Source organism: Rhizobium sp. RAF56 (assembly GCF_052113965.1).
Lineage (GTDB): Bacteria > Pseudomonadota > Alphaproteobacteria > Rhizobiales > Rhizobiaceae > Rhizobium.
On sequence record NZ_JBFRDU010000005.1, the window covers coordinates 165,555 to 182,922 of the forward strand.

The window sequence follows — 17,368 nt, forward strand, 5'->3', positions numbered from 1 at the left end:
TCACAAACCCGGTAGTCTCGGCGAAAGCGCCAGGTGGGGTAATCGGCGGGGCAGGGGTCGACCGGTTCCGTGCGTTGTTGGGACTGATGGTAGCTCGCTGTTTGCGCGGCTGTTTCGACCTTCTTTCGGCCACGGGGCTCTGGCAATGGTAGTCTGTACAACCTTGCCTGAAACGATTCAGTTTGAGTTCATCTTCGGTTGGCTATGGGGGGAATTCTGCTGCCTCCCACGGCTCCCAACCGGATGAAGGCCGCAGTAGAGGGGATGCTTTATGAATTTATCGTCCTGTCTTTAGGCCTCCTTAGGCACGCCCATGTATACTACGGCATGTCTTTTACGTTTTGGCGGTCGCGGACCGCGTGGCGGTGAAAGCCGTCGCGCTGAACCAACCAAAAAAACAGACCGACGCCGGTGCTCCGCAGCCGGCGAAGGTGAGAATGCTCGCAACTCTGTCTGGATCCAGAACCGGTACCCATGTCGTCTCAAAACAATTCCACCCTTTCGCCGCGCGAGACCAAAGCAAAGCAGATCGATCAAAATGCATCGATCCGATCGACCTACTATTCAAACGATCAGCTGAGAGATTGCGCCGAGGCCTTTGCCCGTGACGGGAGGGTGGATCTTCCCGAGTTTCAGCCCTTCGACTTCTTCGCGCGCCATCGCGAGAACGAAAAGGAAATCCTGAGGGTCTACCGGTCGGCCGCCGCAGATGTCGAAGCGGGAGAAACGATCACGCCCGCGGCCGAATGGCTCCTCGACAACCACTATATCGTCGAAGAGGCGATCCAGGAGGTTCGGCGCGACTTCCCGATGAAGTTCTACCGGCAGCTTGAAACCATGACCGTCGACGGCATGGTCATGCCACGCACGCTGGCGCTCGCCTGGCTCTATGTCGCGCATACCCACAGCACGGTCACCTACAAGGGGCTGATGGCCCTGGTCGACGGCTTCCAGTCAAGCGGAACGCTGAAGATCGGCGAGCTTTGGGCTCTACCGTCTCTCGTCCGCTACGTGCTCGTTGAAAATCTGCGGCGCATTTCCAGCCGTGTCGAGAAGAGCCGCCAGACGCGTCGCAAGGCAAATCAGGCCGCCGACGAGCTGATCCGGCTCAACGACGACGCCAAGGCCGCCGAATATCTGAAGACGCTGGAGCCGCTTACGTCGGACAATACCTTCTCGACGCAGTTCCTCTATCGCCTGCGCGACGGGTCTCAGACCTCGGGCATGGCGATCTCATGGCTCGAGCGGCGGCTCGTGGAGGCTGGTACCGACGCTGAAACCGTCATGATGGCCGAGCATAGCCGCCTGTCGGCCGGCAACGTGACGATGGGCAACATCATCAAGAGCCTGCGCGAGATCGACGACACCGAATGGTCGGTGTGGGTCGAAGAGGTCAGCAAGGTCGACAAGCTGCTCTGGAAGCAGACCGACTATGCCGAACTCGATGCCGGTTCGCGCAACAAATACCGCAAACAGATCGAGAAATACGCCCGCCGTTCCGACAGGTCGGAAATAGAGGTGGCGCAGCTTGCAATCGACATGACGGAGGCCGCCAAGCGCTCCGCGGAGCCGCAGCCGCACGAGCCGAATGTGGGCGGTTTCCTGGTCGGTTCGCAGCGGCACGCCCTCGAAGCGGCGATAAACTACCGCCAGACGGCCGTGCAGCGGATCATCCGTCCGGTGCGCAAGCTGAACTGGCTGGCGATCGCCGCCCCCGTTCTGATCCTCACGGTGATCGTGCTGGCGATCGTCGGCAGCTTCATGATCCGCGCCGGTATGGGTGCCGCCGAGACCATCGTGCTTCTGCTGATGTTCTCGCTTCCGGCATCGGAAGGGGCGACCGGCCTCTTCAACACGCTGATTACCTTCTTCGTCACGCCGGCGCGTCTTGTCGGATACGAATTCAAGGAGGGCGTTCCCGAGGATGCCCGTACCCTCGTTGCCGTTCCCTGCATGATCAACAATCGTGACAGCGTCGACGAACTGGTGCGCAATCTCGAGGTTCACTACCTCGCCAATCCGCGTGGCGAGATCTATTTCGCGCTGCTCAGCGACTGGCCCGACAGCAAGGTCGAGGAAAGCGACGCCGATCTCGAGGTGCTCGACTACGCGCGGCGCGAGATTGCAAACCTTTCGATGCGCTATGCCTACGACGGCAAGACGCGCTTCTATCTGCTGCATCGCCGCCGTCTCTACAATCCGGCCGAAGGCGTCTGGATGGGCTGGGAGCGCAAACGCGGCAAGCTGCACGAACTGAACATGCTTCTGCGCGGCGACCGCGATACCACATACCTCCCCGGCGCCAACGTCGTGCCGAAGGACGTGCAGTATGTGATGACGCTCGACGCCGACACGCGGCTGATGCGCGACACCGTCACCAAGCTCGTCGGCAAGCTCTATCACCCGATCAATCGCCCAGTCGTCGATCCCGAGACAAAACGCGTTGTTTCCGGTTACGGCGTGCTGCAGCCGCGCGTGACGCCATCGCTCACCACCGGCAAGGACGCCTCCGTCTTCCAGCGCGTCTTTTCGATCAACCGCGGCCTCGATCCCTACGTTTTCACGGTCTCGGACGTCTATCAGGATCTCTGCGGCGAAGGCACGTTTACCGGCAAGGGCCTCTATCATGTCGATGCCTTCGAAAACTCGCTGAAGGGCAAGATCGACGAGAACTCGGTTCTCAGCCACGATCTGCTCGAAGGTTCGATGGCGCGCTGCGCGCTGGTCACCGACTGCGAGCTCGTCGAGGATTTCCCGATCCGCTATGAGGTCGAGGTCTCGCGCCAGCATCGCTGGGCACGCGGCGACTGGCAGCTTCTACCGTATATCTTCAGTCCGCAGCGCGGCGTCACCGGCCTCGGCCGCTGGAAGATGTTCGACAACCTGCGCCGTTCATTGACGCCGATCGCCTGGTTTTTCGCCTCGGTGCTCGGCTGGTATTTCATGGGACCGCTGGCCGCACTCATCTGGCAGATCCTGTTGATCTTCTGCCTCTTCGTGGCGCCGACGCTCTCCCTCATCAATGGCCTCGTGCCGCGCACCAGCGACATCGTCGCGCGCGCCCATCTCTATACGATCTGGACCGATATCCAGGCCGCCAACGCACAAGTGGCGCTGCGCATCGTTTTTATCGCCGACTCCGCCTGTGGTATGGCGGATGCGATCGTCCGCTCGCTCTACCGCCTGCTGGTCAGCCATAAGCTGATGCTGCAGTGGCGCACCGCCGCCAGCGCGCAGGCGATGGCGCAGACGACGATCCTCGGCCACTACCGCGTGATGTGGCACGCGCCGGCGCTTGCTGTCGCAAGCCTTGCCATCGCGGCCATTCCGGGTGACAACGCCTTCCTCGTCGGCATTCCCTTCGCGCTGCTGTGGATGCTCTCTCCGGGCGTTGCCTGGTATGTCAGCCAGACGGCCGAGACCGAGGACAAGCTGGTCGTTTCCGAACATGTCTCGAACGAACTGCGCAAGATCGCGCGCCGTACCTGGCGCTATTTCGAAAGCTTCGTCGTACCGCAGCAGCACTATCTGCCGCCGGATAACGTCCAGCAGACGCCGCATCCGGTCGTTGCCGCCCGCACGTCGCCCACCAATATCGGCGTCTACCTGCTCTCTGTCGTCTCCGCGCGCCATTTCGGCTGGATCGCCTTCGAGGAAACGATCGAGCGTCTCGAGCAGACCATCGCCACCCTCGACAAGATGGAAAAGTTCCGCGGGCATCTTCTCAACTGGTACCACACCGATACGCTGAAGCCCCTCGGCCAGCGCTACGTGTCGGCTGTCGACAGCGGCAACCTCGCGGGCCACCTGATTGCTGTATCGTCGGCATGCCGCATATGGGCGGAGGCGCCCTCAGCCCATATGCAGGGCAATCTCGACGGGATCGGCGATGTCGCCGGCATTCTCGGCGAAGTGCTCCACGACTTGCCTGATGACCGCAAGACCGTGCGTCCGCTACGCCGGCGGCTGGAAGAGCGCATCGTTGGCTTTCAAAATGCGCTCGCTGCCGTCAAGCGCGAGCACGAATTCGCTTCGATCCGTATCATCAACCTCTCGGTCCTGGCGCGCGACATCGAAAAGCTCGCCGCCAATCTCGACCATGAGGTCAAGACCGCGCAGAGCGGCGAGGTGACCAAATGGGCGGAGTCGCTGGTCAAGGTCTGCGAGGGCCATATTGCCGACAGCGTCTTCGATCTTTCCAACGTCGACGCGCTGCGCCAGCGGCTGATTCATGTTCGTGATCGTGCCCGAGACCTCGCCTTCTCGATGGATTTCGCCTTCCTGTTCCGCCCGGAACGGCGCCTTCTCTCGATCGGTTACCGCGTCGAAACCGGCGAGCTCGATGCTGCCTGCTATGACTTGCTTGCCTCGGAAGCGCGTCTGACCAGCCTGTTTGCCATCGCCAAGGGCGATCTGCCGACCGAGCACTGGTATCGCCTGGGGCGCCAAGTCGTCCCGGTCGGCTCTCGCGGTGCGCTGGTCTCCTGGTCCGGCTCGATGTTCGAGTATCTGATGCCGCCGCTCGTTATGCAGGAGCGCCAGGGTGGCATCCTCAACCAGACCAACAATCTGATCGTCATCGAGCAGATGAATTACGGCCGCCGACTGGGCATTCCGTGGGGCATTTCGGAAGCCGCCTTCAATGCGCGCGACCATCACATGAACTACCAGTACACTAATTTCGGCGTACCGACGCTCGGCCTTAAGCGCGGCCTCGGCCAGAATGCGGTCATCGCGCCTTACGCCTCGATCCTCGCAAGCATGTACGATCCGGATGCAGCCCTCGAAAACCTCGAGCGGCTGCGCAAGGTGGGCGCGCTCGGCACATACGGTTTCCACGACGCGGTCGATTTCACCCCGACCCGCGTGCCGGAAGGAAAAACTTGCGCGGTGGTCCACAACTACTATGCTCACCACCACGGCATGTCGATCGCGGCCGTTGCCAACGTCGCGTTCAACGGCCGTCTGCGCGAGCTCTTCCACTCGGATCCCGTGATCGAGGCAGCAGAGCTGCTGCTACAGGAAAAAGCGCCGCGCGAAATCCCGGTCATGGCCGCCAAGCACGAGACCGATGCTCCGGCCAACATCCAGGAGGATCTGTTGCGCCCGCAGGTTCGCAAGATCAACGATCCCGCCGCCGAGGACCGCGAGCTCGCGTTTCTCTCGAACGGCCACTACTCGCTGATGTTGACGGCAACCGGCGCCGGCTATTCGCGCTGGAACGGCCTGTCCGTCTCGCGCTGGCGTGCCGACCCGACGGAAGACCGCTGGGGTACCTTCATCTTCCTGCGCGACACCCAATCCGGCCAATGGTGGTCTGCGACCGCCGAGCCGCGCAGCATCGAGGGCGAAAAGGCCAGAGTCTCCTTCAGCGACGAAAAGGCTGAGTTCGTGAAGTCCGTCGGCGATCTCACCAGCGAGGTGGAGGTCATCGTCGCGACCGAGAACGACGCGGAGGGTCGTCGCGTCACGCTGCTGAACATGGGGCCAGAGGATCGCTTCATCGAAGTCACCTCCTATCTTGAGCCGGTGGTCGCGAGCGACGATGTCGATTCCGCCCACCCGGTCTTCGCCCGCATGTTCGTCCGCACCGAGATCGGCCGCCGCGGTGACGTCATCCGCGTCGAGCGCAACAAGCGCGACCCGAACGAACCGGACATGGCGCTTGCCCATCTGATCGTCGACAATGCGGGAACGGAGCGTCCGACCGAATTCGAGACCGATCGTCGCCGCTTCATCGGCCGTGGCCGGAGCCTTGCAGAAGCCGCTGCCTTCGATCCCGGGGCAACGCTTTCGGGAACCGACGGCTTCACGCTCGATGCCTGCCTGTCGCTGCGCCGCGTCGTTCGCGTGCCGGCCGGCAAAAAGGTCAGCGTGATCTTCTGGACGATCGCGGCACCAAGCCGGGAGGAGATCGACAAGGCCGTCGACCGCTACCGCCATCCCGACGCCTTTGCCCATGAACTCGTCCATGCCTGGACGCGAACACAGGTGCAGATGCGTCATGTCGGCGTGAGCTCGCAGGAAGCGGCGGTGTTCCAGCATCTGGCGCGCTACCTCGTCTACCCCGACATGCACCTGAGAGCCGATGCGTCCGCGGTTCATGCCGGGTTGCAGCCGCAATCGGCGCTGTGGCCGCTGACGATCTCCGGCGACCATCCGATCTTCACGCTGCGCATCAACGACGACCTCGATATTGAGAGCGTCAAGGAAGCCTTGAGCGCCCAGGAATATCTGCGCTCGCGCGGCATCATTGCAGATCTCGTTATCCTCAACGAGCGGGCTGCTTCCTATGCGCAGGATATGCAACACGCGATCGAGGCGCTCTGCGAGAACGCGCGCCGCGTCGGCCATGCCGAAGGGCATCGGCAGGATATCTTCACGGTTCGCAAGGATCTGATCGAGCCGGCGACCTACCAGGCGCTGATGGCCGTCTCCCGGGTCGTCTTCCATGCCCGAAACGGCAAGATCGTCGATCAGATCGCCCGTGCCCCGTCGCTTGCTTCGGCGCGTCAGGGCGAGCCGGCCGGCGTGCGACGGGTGGTGCCGCTGCAGCCGCTCGAACCGGTATTTTCGGCGGCGACCGTCGAGGATGCAGGTGATCTCGACTTCTGGAATGGCTATGGCGGTTTTGCCCGCAACGGCCGCGAATATGTCGTTCGCCTCTTCGGCGGCCAGTCGACGCCGCAGCCGTGGATCAACGTCATTTCCAACGAGACCTTCGGTTTCCATGTCGCGGCGGAAGGCGCCGGCTTCACCTGGAGCCGTAACTCCCGCGACTACCAGCTGACGTCGTGGACCAACGACATGGTCATCAATCGTCCGGGCGAGGCGATCTACGTGACCGACCTCGACAGCGGCGCGGTGATGACGCCCTATGCCGCACTGTCGCGACAGCCGTCCGTCCGCTTCGAAGCTCGCCATGGCCTTGGCTATTCCGTCTTCTCAAGCACTCAGGACGACATCGCGCTCGAAGTCACCCAGACCGTCGATCGCGATCGACCGGTGAAGCTGATGCGTCTGCGCGTCCGAAACAACGGATCCGGCAGCCGCCGTCTCAGGCTTTACGGCTATGCGGAATGGGTGCTCGGCAACAACCCACAGCGCACGCGGCCCTTCGTCCTCTCGTCGCACGACGAGGAGACCGGCGTGCTGATGGCGCGCAACGCTTTCAGCATCGACTATGGAACGCGCGTCGCGGCGTTTGCCGCCAGCGAAACGTCAGGCAGCTTCTCCGCCAGCCGGCGCGAGTTTATCGGCCGTCACGGCACGATCCGGATGCCGCAGGCGGTTGCCGCCGGTGCCCAGCTTTCGAACTCGGCCGATCTCGACGGCGACCCTTGCGCGGCCCTTGCCATCGATCTCACGCTCGCGGCGGGTGAAGAAAGGGACGTCTGCTTCTATATGGCCGACACGGCATCGAACGAGGAGGCGCTCAGCCTGATCGCGGATATCCGCAAGGCGAATTTCGACGATGTGCTTGCCGCAAGTCGCGCTTTCTGGGACGGCTTTACCGGGCGCATGCAGATCTCGACCCCGGACAAGGCGATGAACAACATGGTCAACGCCTGGCTGCCCTATCAGGCGCTGGGTTGCCGGATCATGGCCCGCACGGCGTTCTATCAGGCAAGCGGCGCCTTCGGCTTCCGCGACCAGCTGCAGGATACGCTGGCCTTCCTGATGAATGCGCCGGAACTAGCCCGAAAGCAGATCCTCAATGCCGCCGCTCGCCAGTTCCACGAGGGCGACGTGCAGCATTGGTGGTTGCCGAACAGCGGCGCGGGCGTGCGCACGCATATCTCGGACGACGTGGTATGGCTTGCCTACGCCATCGACCAGTATTGCACGGTGACCGGCGACCGATCGCTGCTCGACGAGGAACTGCCCTTCGTCGTCGGTGCTCAACTGATGCCCGGCATGCACGACGCTTTCTTCAAGCCGGAAGTCTCGACAGACAAGGTCAGCCTCTACGAGCATGCCGCGCTCGCGCTCGACCTTGCCATCAGCCGCAAGGGCGGTAACGGTCTGCCGCTGATCCTCGGCGGCGACTGGAACGACGGCATGAACCGCGTCGGCTTCCAAGGTCGCGGCGAAAGCACCTGGCTCGGCTGGTTTCTGGCCGGAACGCTCACGGCCTTCATTCCCTATGCCGAGGCCCGGGGCGACAAGGAGCGCGTCGAACGCTGGCGCACCCACCTGCCGGAACTCAAGAAGGCGCTCGAAAGCGCCGGCTGGGATGGCGGCTACTATCGTCGCGGTTATTTCGATGACGGCAGCCCGCTCGGTTCGCATGAGAACTTCGAATGCCAGATCGATTCGATCGCGCAGTCCTGGAACATCCTGTCGGGCGAAGGCGATCGCGAGCGTGGCGAGAAGGGCATGAACGCCGTTCTGGACCGGCTCGTCGATGACGAGGCAAGGATCATCCGCTTGTTCACGCCGCCTTTTGCCAAGTCCGCGCGGGATCCGGGCTATATCAAGGCCTATCCGCCTGGGGTTCGCGAGAACGGCGGGCAGTACACCCATGCCGCCACCTGGGTCGTCCTGGCGCTCGCGGAGATGAACCGCGGCGACGACGCATGGCGCTGCTTCGAGCATTTGAACCCGGTCAATCACGCCCTCGACCGCGCTTCCGCCGATCACTACCGCGTCGAGCCCTATGTCGTCGCCGCGGATATCTACGGCGACGGCGCGCTTACCGGCCGTGGCGGTTGGACCTGGTACACCGGGTCCGCGGGTTGGCTCTATCGTGTCGCGATCGAAGGAATCCTCGGCATCCGCGTCGCCAACGGTCACCTTTACGTGAAACCGGCACTGCCTTCGAGCTGGGACGGCTTTGCGGCAGAGCTCGATCTTCCGCACGGGAAATACCGCATTTCGGTCTCAAAACCGTCCGATAGCGTGGGCTACCTTGTGACAATCAACGATCAGGCGATCGCACGCCCCGAAGAGGGTTTTGCCATCGGTCACTAGACGAGGGCTCTCTTCACCATCTTTTGCATTGATCGCTGCGGCCGAAGGGGAAACCCTTCGGCCGCAGTCGCGTTCGTTCGCCGGGAAAGAGGAGAGGAGAGCACCATGGCCTCTGATTCAGCCGGGTCTATCAGCGGGACCCTTCGTCGCGATTTTTCGGTGGCGCCCAAGGCGGGCGATGCCAGAGGGGCGCGGCGCGACACGCGGCTCGATGTGCTGCGCGGGCTGGCCTTGATCACCATTTTCATCAACCACGTGCCGGGCCAGGTGCTCGAAAGGCTGACGACGAAGAATTTCGGCTTTTCAGACGCGGCGGAAGCTTTCGTGCTGATTTCGGGGATCGCGGTCGGGCTCGCCTATGGAAAATCCTTCGTTCCCGGTAGCCGCCTGAAGGCCAGCGTGAAGGCGATCAAGCGTGCTTTCACGCTCTACCTCGCGCACATGATCACCACCTTCATCACGCTGGTGTTCTTCGTATCGGGTGCGTGGCTCTTCAATCGTGCCGGCCTGCTCTGCGAGATCAGTATCCTGCCGGTGCTCACCAATCTTAAGGCCGGGATCCCGGCGCTGATGCTTTTAGGCCACCAGATCGGCTACAATAACATCCTGCCGATGTATGGCGCGCTGCTGTTGATGGTGCCGCTGATCCTCGCTGTGGAAGCCAAGAGCCCGCTGCTGGCGCTGGCAGTATCCGGCAGCGTCTGGCTGTTCGCAGGCATCTATCAGATCGCGCCGCATACGATGCTTCTGGAAGGCTACTGGTTTCTCAATCCTCTGTCCTGGCAGTTCCTGTTCACGATCGGTATCGTTTCGACGATGCACGTACGCCGGGGCGGGACGCTTCCCCGTCATCCGCTGCTGCTTGCGCTGGCGGCATCCTATGCGGCCTTTTCCTTGATCTGGGTGGTGCTTGAGCTCTGGAGCATCGGCGACGTGCTCGCGTCGTTCGGCCTGCCGACGGTGATCACGGGCTTCGATAAGACATTTCTGTCCCTGCCGCGCCTGCTTCATGTGCTCGCGCTCGCCTATCTGATCCTCAACGTCCCGGCTCTGTCGCAGTTTTTCACACGCCGTCCGGATCATCCGCTGACCGTGCTTGGCCGGCATTCGCTGAATATCTTCGTCGCGGGAACGATACTGGCCATGGCCGGTCAGGTGTGGCTCTACGTGTCGAACGGCGATCGCCTGACCGGCCTCTGCTATGTGATCGCCGGTATTCTGGTGCAGTTCGCCTACGCACACTTTCTCGAGCGCAAGCGGCTGCAAAGTCTTTGTAGCTATGTGCCGGGGTCATCGGGCGGTCGCGCCCTTCTGCCGGTTCGCGCCCTCGCATGGCGGCGCGACGGGCGGGGCCGGTAGGGATCACATCGCTCGGGCTACGGCCGGTGCGCCAGTATGTTGATGTGCTTGCCGAAGGGGTCGCGCACGAAGAAGCGCCGCACGCCCCACGGTTCGTCGGCGGGGCCGTAGGTAGTAATGAAGCCTGCTGCAGTCATGTCGTGAAAAACCTGGTCGACGTCATCCACCTCGATCGAAAGATCAGGCACCGGCGTTCCCGAACCGCCCTCCGTCGCGAAGCTGAGCTGCACATGCTGTTGCTCACCTGACCCGTAGGTGACGATCCAGCCGTGATCCATCAGACGCTCAAGGCCCAGTATGTCGCCATAGAAACGGTTGGCAGCCTGAAGGTCGGCCGCCGCGATGTTGGCGACGATGCGCTTGACGGTCATTCCACGCCCCCCGGAGTTTGCGATCTTCGGCTCTTCATCTGCCGTCGTGCAAAAAGCCTATCACGAGCCGGAGCCGGGTGAACAAAAACGAAAAAGGCCGGGAAAGCGATCCTTCCCGGCCTTGATGTTCTTGCGTCCGCGAAAGCTCAGGCGGCTTCCGTCTCCGTTGCATGTGCCTTGCGGACTTCCTCGTCCGTCAGGATGCCGCTGGCGCGCAGCAGGGCGGCGAAGCGACCATTGCTCCGGCTGAGTTCGTCGAAGCCGCCACGTTCGATGACGCGGCCGTCTTCGAGGAACAGAACCATGTCGGCCTCGCGAACGGTCGACAGACGGTGCGCGATGATGAAGGTGGTGCGGTTCTGGCGCAGGTTGTCGATAGCCGCCTTGACGCGCGCTTCGGTCTCGACGTCGAGCGCACTGGTCGCCTCGTCGAGCACCAGGATCGGCGCGTCCTTGAGGATGGCGCGGGCGATCGCGATGCGCTGGCGCTCGCCGCCGGAGAGCTTGTTGCCCCGCTCGCCGACGCGGGTCTCGTAGCGCTCCTCGCGCGTTTCGATGAAGTCAGAGGCGGCAGCGGCTTCGGCGGCGCGGCGCATGTCTTCCTCGCTCGCCTCTTCGCGGCCGAGACGGATGTTGTCGCTGATCGAGCGGTTCAGCAGGCCGGCATCCTGGAAGACGGTGGCGATGTAGCGGCGCAGCGACCTGCGGGTCACCTTGGTGATGTTGTTGCCATCGACTAGGATCTCACCCTTCTGCGGATCGTAGACGCGCTGCAGGAGGTTGACGAGCGTGGTCTTGCCGGCGCCGGTCGGGCCGACGATGGCGACCGTTTGGCCGGCCTTCACCGTGAAGGAGACGTCATGCAGGCCCTGTGCCGAGTTGCCGAAGCCGAACGAGACGTTGCGGAATTCCACTTCGCCCTTGACGTCCTTGATTTCGCCGAGGCCAGCCGGCTCCTCGCGTTCGCGAACGGAGTCTTCCAGAGCGTAGAAATCGACGAGCTTGGCACGCGCTTCGAAAATCTGGTTCGCGAAGCTGCGCAGCTGCTCGAGACGGGAGATCAGCACGTTTGCGAAGGCGATGAAGGTGATCAGCTGGCCAAGCCGCAGACTGCCGTCCTGAACCAGCTTGGTGCCGATCAGGAGGATCGCGACCATGGCAATGGTCGAGGCGGTACGGTTCAGCGCGCCGGCGAGCGCCCACCAATCCAGCACCGGATACTGGACGGAGAGCAGGCGTTCTGCATGCGACTTCAGCGCCTTCGTCTCGGCCTCGATGCGGTTGTAGCTATGCAGCACGGAAACGTTGCTGATGGAATCGCTGACATGCGAAAAGACGGCGTGGTAGTGATTTTCGACGGACGCCTGGCCGTCCTTGGTGCGGCTCATGACGACCCGGCTGACGAGCCAGTAGAAGACGCCGAGCAGGCCGAGCACGGCCGACAGTCTAAGGTCCATCATCAGCGCGGTCGGCACCATCACGACCAAGGCAATGGCGGTCGAGAGATGGTTGCGCATGAATTCGAGCCAGAGCCCGAACAGCGTTTCGCATGCGCGCAGCAGCGTGTTCAACGCGTTCGACGTGCCGCGCTGGCTATGCCAGGAAAGCGGCATGGAAATGATGCGCCCGAAGGCTTCGGTCAAAAGCGTCGCGCGGCGCCCATGCGCCAGCCGATCCGCTTCGCGCGAAACCACGATGAAGGCGATGGTGTTGAAGATCGCGAATGCGGCCCATACGATCATCGTCGAAGCCACAGCGGTCTTGCCCGAGATCGCGTCGAAGATCCGTCCGAAGAGAACCGGTTCCCACACCGTGATGACCGCCAGCGCGATGTTTGCGAGGACGACCAATGCGACGCGGAATCGATACGCGGCAAGATATTTCAGAGCCCGTGCGTAAACCTTGAAAAGCGACACGTGGTTTCACCTCATTGCGACTGCAGACTAGGAATGTTGCGATGCTACATTTCGCAACCTGAACCGGCGATTAACAGAATTTACCGTTGATTTTTAAGGGAAATTTCTCGTACCCCCTAAATTTAGGGATGGGCGGGCGTCTTGCAGCCCGGTTTGGAATTCTGCTAGGACGTGTCCCGGCGAGGTCCGCCGTCTCCGCTCGCGGGCGGCACTTGCTGTTTGTTTGATTTTTTCCTGTGCGGATATTGCCCGCACACCTCCGTAGCGGGAGGCAGGTTCATTTCAATCAATTTCAGGGCGGGGGTCTGTTTTGAATATTTCCAGACTTGTTCAATTGCTTCACGTCATCGAGGAGTTCCGTAGCGCGGATAGCGTTATCGAAGAATTGGCGGAAGCCATTCGCTCCTACAAGTTCGCGTATTATGGGCTCCTGCGGCAGCGGAAACCGAATACCGATCCCATGAGCCTGGTGCTTGCAGGTCACTGGCCGGCGCAGTGGCCGGGCGTCTACATCGCCAAGAAATATGTGCTGATCGACCCGACTGTCCGCTACCTGGCGCGTGCCCAGAGGCCGTTCCGCTGGCGGGACACGATGGCTGCCTTCAAGGCCGATCCGCACCGCCGCCGCATGGAGAAAATGATGTTCGACGCCCGTTCGCACGGGCTTTTCGACGGCTACATCTTTCCGATCCATGGACGCGGCGGATTGCTCGGCAACATGACGTTGGGGGGCGATGTGGTCGATCTCTCGCCGGCCGAAGTCGCACTTTTCGACGCGGTGGCCCACAAGGCATTCTGGCGCCTTCTCGAACTCAGAAACGAGACGTTCGCTCTTGAGCAGGGAACGCCGATCGATACCAAGTTGACGCACCGGGAGATGGAAATCCTGCACAACCTGGTGGATGGGTTGACGTCGGTGGAGATTGGTCGCGCGCTCAAGATCTCCAACCACACCGTGGACTGGTACATCAATGGTATTCAGGGGAAGCTGAAAGCCAAAAACCGTCAGCATATCGTAGCGCTCGCCTTCCGGTACGGCCTCGTGTCTTGAAGGTGCGCGGCCTTGCAGCGATCAGCGGCTGATCGGCAATCTTTAAGTTCAGTTTCCAAGTCCGGTTTCGGACTGGCGCGGCGGCAACGAAACTATTTTCGAGGTGCGTCAGTGCGGAAATTGAACTTCCTGTGACATCGCGTTAAGAATTCTCTTCGCGGGTGCAGCATTGCCCGCAGCGAGCGCTGAGGAGACTGACTTGCCCATATCGAAAATTCTTGTCGCCAACCGATCCGAAATCGCCATTCGCGTGTTTCGCGCGGCAAACGAGCTGGGCATAAAAACGGTCGCCATCTGGGCCGAGGAAGACAAGCTGGCGCTGCATCGGTTCAAGGCGGACGAGAGCTATCAGGTGGGTCGCGGTCCGCATCTTTCCCGCGATCTCGGGCCGATCGAGAGCTATCTGTCGATCGAGGAGGTGATCCGCGTCGCCAAGCTGTCGGGAGCGGACGCCATTCACCCCGGCTACGGCCTCCTTTCGGAAAGCCCGGAATTCGTCGACGCCTGCGAGGCGGCGGGACTGATCTTCATCGGGCCGAAGGGCGATACGATGCGTCAGCTCGGCAACAAGGTTGCCGCCCGCAATCTGGCGATCTCGGTCGGCGTGCCGGTCGTACCGGCGACCGGACCGCTGCCCGAGGACATGACGGAAGTCGCGCGCATGGCCGAGGAGATCGGCTATCCTGTCATGCTCAAGGCCTCCTGGGGCGGCGGCGGACGCGGCATGCGCGCCATCCGTGATCCCAAGGATCTGGCCAAGGAGGTGACTGAAGCCAAGCGCGAAGCGAAGGCGGCCTTCGGCAAGGACGAAGTCTATCTCGAAAAGCTGGTCGAGCGCGCCCGGCACGTCGAAAGCCAGGTTCTCGGCGATACGCATGGCAATGTCGTGCATCTCTTCGAGCGCGACTGTTCGATCCAGCGCCGCAACCAGAAGGTCGTCGAGCGCGCCCCGGCACCCTATCTAAACGAGGCGCAGCGCCAGGAGCTTGCCGCCTACTCGCTGAAGATCGCCAAGGCTACGAACTATATCGGCGCCGGCACGGTCGAGTATCTGATGGATGCCGACACGGGAACATTCTATTTCATCGAGGTCAATCCGCGCATCCAGGTCGAGCACACGGTGACGGAAGTCGTCACCGGCATCGACATCGTCAAGGCGCAGATCCACATTCTCGACGGCTACGCCATCGGTACTCCGGAATCGGGCGTTCCGAGCCAGGAGGAGATCCGCCTGCACGGTCATGCGCTGCAGTGCCGCATCACCACGGAAGATCCGGAGCAGAACTTCATCCCCGACTACGGCCGCATTACCGCTTATCGGTCAGCGGCCGGCTTCGGCATTCGCCTCGACGGCGGCACCGCCTATACGGGCGCCATCATCACGCGCTTCTACGATCCGCTGCTGGTGAAGGTCACCGCCTGGGCCTCTACCCCGGTCGAGGTGATCAGCCGTATGGACCGCGCTTTGCGCGAATTCCGTATCCGTGGCGTGGCGACCAACCTTACCTTCCTCGAAGCGATCATCGGCCACCCGAAATTTCGCGACAACTCCTACACGACGCGTTTCATCGACACGACGCCGGAGCTGTTCCAGCAGGTCAAGCGCCAGGATCGCGCCACCAAGCTGCTGACCTATCTCGCCGACGTGACGGTCAACGGTCATCCGGAGACGCGTGGCCGGCCGACGCCGTCGCCGAAGGTCGGAGTTCCTGTGCTGCCCTTTACCGAAGGCAAGGCTCCCGACGGCACGAAGCAGCGTCTCGACCAGCTTGGACCTCAGAAATTCGCCGAGTGGATGCGGAATGAAAAGCGCGTGCTGATGACGGACACGACGATGCGCGATGGCCATCAGTCGTTGCTCGCGACCCGCATGCGCACCTTCGACATCGCCCAGGTCGCCGGCACATACGCGCGCGCGCTGCCTCAGCTTCTCTCCCTCGAATGCTGGGGAGGGGCGACCTTCGACGTCTCCATGCGCTTCCTCACGGAAGACCCTTGGGAGCGCCTGTCGCTGATCCGGGAGGCTGCGCCGAACCTGCTGCTGCAGATGCTTTTGCGCGGCGCCAATGGCGTCGGCTATACGAACTATCCCGACAACGTCGTAAAATACTTCGTGCGTCAGGCGGCCAGAGGCGGCATCGACCTTTTCCGAGTGTTCGATTGCCTGAACTGGGTCGACAACATGCGCGTGTCGATGGACGCCGTGATCGAGGAGAACAAGCTCTGCGAGGCGGCGATCTGCTACACCGGCGACACTCTGAACTCCGCGCGCCCCAAGTATGACCTGAAATACTACACGGAACTTGCAGCCGAGCTCGAAAAGGCCGGTGCCCATATCATTGCCGTCAAGGACATGGCCGGCCTCCTGAAGCCGGCGGCCGCAAAGGTGCTGTTCAAGGCGCTGCGCGAGGCGACCGGACTGCCGATCCATTTCCACACGCACGACACGTCGGGCATTGCCGCCGCCACCGTGCTTGCAGCGGTCGAGGCCGGCGTCGATGCCGTCGATGCGGCGATGGATGCGCTTTCGGGCAACACCTCGCAGCCTTGCCTTGGCTCGATCGTGGAAGCGCTTGCCGGCAGCGAGCGCGATCCCGGCCTCGATCCGGAATGGATCCGCCGCATCTCGTTCTATTGGGAGGCGGTGCGCCACCAGTATGCGGCCTTTGAAAGCGACCTCAAGGGGCCGGCGTCGGAAGTCTACCTGCACGAGATGCCGGGCGGCCAGTTCACCAATCTCAAGGAGCAGGCGCGGTCGCTCGGGCTTGAAAGCCGGTGGCACCAGGTGGCGCAGGCCTATGCCGATGCCAACCAGATGTTCGGCGACATCGTCAAGGTTACCCCCTCCTCCAAGGTGGTGGGCGACATGGCGCTGATGATGGTGAGCCAGGATCTTACCGTTTCCGACGTCACCAATCCGGACAAGGAAGTATCCTTCCCGGAATCGGTCGTTTCCATGCTGAAGGGCGATCTGGGGCAGCCTCCGGGTGGTTGGCCGCAGGCGCTGCAGAAAAAGGCGTTGAAGGGCGAGAAGGCCTATACCGTCCGTCCAGGCTCGCTGCTTGCGGACGCCGATCTCGACGCCGAACGCAAGGCGATCGAAACGAAGCTTGAACGCAAGGTCGATGACTTCGAATTCGCCTCCTATCTGATGTACCCGAAGGTGTTTACCGATTTCGCGCTCGCAGCCGACACCTACGGCCCGGTCTCGGTGCTCCCGACGCCCGCTTATTTCTACGGCCTGCGGGAAGGCGGAGAGCTGTTCGCGGACATCGAACGGGGCAAGACGCTTGTCGTCGTGAACCAGGCGATGACGGCGACCGACGACAAGGGCATGGTGACGGTGTTCTTCGAGCTCAACGGCCAACCGCGCCGTATCAAGGTGCCGGACCGGGCGCACGGCGCCTCGGGCAGCGCTGTTCGCCGCAAGGTCGAGCTGGGCAACGCCGCCCATGTCGGCGCACCGATGCCGGGCGTCATATCGTCGGTGTTCGTCGCGGCGGGCCAAGCGGTCAAGGCCGGCGACGTGCTGGTTTCAATCGAGGCCATGAAGATGGAAACGGCGCTTCACGCAGAGAAGGACGGCACGATCGCCGAGATATTGGTCCGCGCCGGCGATCAGATCGACGCCAAGGATCTGCTGGTCGTCTACGCGGCCTGATCCCGACTTAGACCGTTTCCGTTTTTCTTCGAAACAC

6 protein-coding genes are annotated in these 17,368 nt (G+C 62.2%); 4 read left to right on the forward strand and 2 right to left on the reverse strand.

The window, feature by feature from the left end; all coding sequences use genetic code 11:
- Nucleotides 1-474 precede the first annotated feature (474 nt).
- Complete coding sequence (locus AB4048_RS06220; RefSeq protein ID WP_442201048.1) at nucleotides 475-8,973, forward strand: GH36-type glycosyl hydrolase domain-containing protein; 8,499 nt, start codon at nucleotides 475-477, stop codon at nucleotides 8,971-8,973.
- Nucleotides 8,974-9,078: 105 nt separating this feature from the next.
- Complete coding sequence (locus AB4048_RS06225) at nucleotides 9,079-10,332, forward strand: OpgC family protein (protein ID WP_442201049.1); 1,254 nt, start codon at nucleotides 9,079-9,081, stop codon at nucleotides 10,330-10,332.
- 17 nt (nucleotides 10,333-10,349) lie between these two features.
- Here AB4048_RS06225 and AB4048_RS06230 read toward each other — a convergent pair whose 3' ends face one another.
- Nucleotides 10,350-10,703, reverse strand: coding sequence for a VOC family protein (locus AB4048_RS06230; protein ID WP_442201050.1), 354 nt, complete (start codon nucleotides 10,701-10,703; stop codon nucleotides 10,350-10,352).
- 146 nt (nucleotides 10,704-10,849) lie between these two features.
- Complete coding sequence (locus AB4048_RS06235; protein WP_442201051.1) at nucleotides 10,850-12,619, reverse strand: glucan ABC transporter ATP-binding protein/ permease; 1,770 nt, start codon at nucleotides 12,617-12,619, stop codon at nucleotides 10,850-10,852.
- A gap of 310 nt (nucleotides 12,620-12,929) precedes the next feature.
- Between AB4048_RS06235 and AB4048_RS06240 the strand changes: the two genes are divergently transcribed.
- On the forward strand, nucleotides 12,930-13,670 hold the full coding sequence (locus AB4048_RS06240) for an autoinducer binding domain-containing protein (protein WP_442201052.1): 741 nt from the start codon (nucleotides 12,930-12,932) through the stop codon (nucleotides 13,668-13,670).
- Between the two features lie 199 nt (nucleotides 13,671-13,869).
- Nucleotides 13,870-17,331 carry a pyruvate carboxylase gene (pyc, locus tag AB4048_RS06245; RefSeq protein ID WP_442201053.1) on the forward strand — a complete coding sequence of 1,154 codons (3,462 nt, stop codon included), beginning with the start codon at nucleotides 13,870-13,872 and terminating at the stop codon, nucleotides 17,329-17,331.
- Nucleotides 17,332-17,368: the final 37 nt, after the last annotated feature.